Annotated in this window: 1 protein-coding gene; it reads right to left on the bottom strand. The window is 44.5% G+C overall.

Translation table 11 applies throughout. The features are described 5' to 3' along the window. Positions 1-59 precede the first annotated feature (59 nt). A partial coding sequence (locus tag LYNGBM3L_RS11860; protein WP_008182998.1) for a Calx-beta domain-containing protein occupies positions 60-2,546 on the bottom strand: 2,487 nt, incomplete at its 5' end.

The following is a 2,546-nucleotide window of genomic DNA, read 5'->3' as shown; positions in this document are numbered from 1 at the left end:
GTTAGACGTTGTCATCATTGTGCGTCGCGCCGTTACTATCCTGACCAACTCCCGCCACATCATAAAAATGTGTCCCCTGGTGCGCGTAGAAGTTCATTGGATCCTTGTAAAGTCACTCCATACTTCGCCGCAAGGTAGTTTTCGACGATATTTCTTCGAGCTTGTGAAAGCTCCTGATCATAGACAATGATCTCTGCTACATCTCCTCCGAAATGGTGTGCTCCCACAGGAAAGTTATCAACTAATGCACCTAAAATAGACCGTGTCAAACTTTCAGTTTCATCGTATTCCACAGCGACGATATGTGTCTGGTCATAACTCCACTGATAATAAGTACCATCATCTACAAGAGCACCGAAAGTCTGACCATCCTGTCCATATCTGGCTGTCCCCGTTCCTGATTGGTTACCATCAAAGCTATATCCAAATTGATCTGCCCCGCCCCTTGGTTCCGGAGCGATATGCACCAATTCATTGTAACTTCCCCAAATATGACCAAGTTCATTACCTGCCTGAAGTGTGGAGGATGTTCGGAATACAATGAAAATGGTCTTGGCATTGTAAGACAATGCATCATCCGTAAAATCATTTACCCCATCAAACCGTACGACAGGAAATCCATTGATTTCACCGCTTTGAAAAGTGGGTTGATACAGGGCATTCCCTTGAGTGGCATGGTTGTTATTCCCGGAAACGTCTCCCCAGGAGGGAATAGGATCACCATCCGTCAACATCAGGCTGTCTGCTTTTAGCCACATCGGCAGGGTGTTCGTTCCTCCAACTCCTCCAGGCCCTGTAAATCCAAAAGGTCCGTCATCATTAAGGATCGTGTAAGTAAACCGGGTATTGGCCCCTAAGCTTGCTGCCGTTGGAGAAGACAGATCAATGATCAAGGTCTCATCGGCCTCAGGAGACGCATCATTGGCGATCACCGGTAAGATATTTGTGAAAATCGAGCCTGCCGGTATAGTGATTGATCCATTAATTAACGTAAAGTCCGTAGAACCTCCGGTAGCCGAACCGCTTACAGTATAATTCACCATAACGTCTTGCCCAGAGGCCGTAGACAAAACCACGGGGATCGCAGGATTCGTTACGCTTTCTAATTCTGACCTTGAAGGCACATTGAATTGTACCAGCGGTGTAGGATCATTATCTTCTATATTAATCGTAAATGTTATGGGATCCGTATCCGATAGATTACCGTTTGTAGGATTTGACAGAGAAATAATAACCGTCTCCGTTACTTCACTCAGCGCATCATCGGAGAATGAAATTGTAAAGGAATTAGAGATATTATTGGCTGGAATACTCAGTGTACCAGCTGCCAGAGAAAAGTCTTGTCCACTTCCCGTTGCCGTGCCCCCGGTAACTGCATAGTCTACAGTCGTGGGATTACCTGGATCCACCTGACTTGGTGTAATATTTACCGTAATTTCAAGGGAGCCACCAGATTCATTGATGGTAGCACTGGCTGTGTTGAAATAAATTTTTCTGGGGTTGTCATCGTCCTTAATTGTGTAAATGAGGGGGTTATTTAACCCATTGAATCTTGAGGAAAAGCCGGACAAATTAATGTTAATGCCTTCGCCGGATTCAGAATCAGAATCATTGGTAATCGAAAGGGGGAATGAAAACACATTACTTCCAACGCCAATATTACCGGCAGTGGACGATATGGCGGTATAATCGTTGCCAGCTGTTGCCCCATTATCAGAAGTGGCATAATTAAAAGGGACACTGTTTAAGGCCCTAAAGTTTGTTCTTACCTCGATAGTTGAGGACGCTACGGTTTCAAAATCATCCTGAGTAGCGTTGCTAAAGCCCAATACCGGACGCACTACTCCAATTGAAATAAAATCTCCATTTGCCAGGTTTAGAGGTACTTCCCAATGACCGGCTCCCGGTACTCTAGCCATTTCATAGACTTCTGCGTTGGAGAAATCTCCATCTGAATCTACCAATAATACATAAGTATCGTATGCTACCGGAAGGGCAGGTAAAGCCGTGGTGTCAACCAACAACTTCATGGTATTGAAAGTATTGGTCTCATCCAATCTCCATTCTCGGGCAATACGTCTTATATTGGAAAGTCCTTCAGCAGGGATCTCTGAAGTTGTCCAGGACTGGGCACCATTGTCGTGCCCAATAAATGCAAAATCACCATCATCTATGGCAATCCCCCCCAAGGTATCTAGTCCCAGTATTCCTGAAAAACTTGCTGTATCATATTCAAACCCCAAGCGACCGATACCAGCAACCGTTCCATTATAATTAGTATCATAACTGTATCGGTCATTACCTGATGCGGATATGTCTATCCCGTATTTTGTTGACAAATAGTTTTCAACCGAGATTCTTTCCGGATCAGTCAACACCCGATCAAATACGATCAATTCGGCAACATCAGCATCCAGGTTATGCGCTGCTATTGAAAAATTGGGTAATAATGAACCCATTACCTGACGGTTGAGTGTTCTGTTTGCGTTGAATTCCGTCGAAAGGATCTGCCATTGATCTCTTACAAATTGCGGGGTATTACTATT

This window comes from Moorena producens 3L (assembly GCF_000211815.1).
GTDB lineage: Bacteria > Cyanobacteriota > Cyanobacteriia > Cyanobacteriales > Coleofasciculaceae > Moorena > Moorena producens.
Note: the sequence above shows the minus strand (reverse complement) of the source record. Positions and strands in the feature narration are given on the sequence as shown.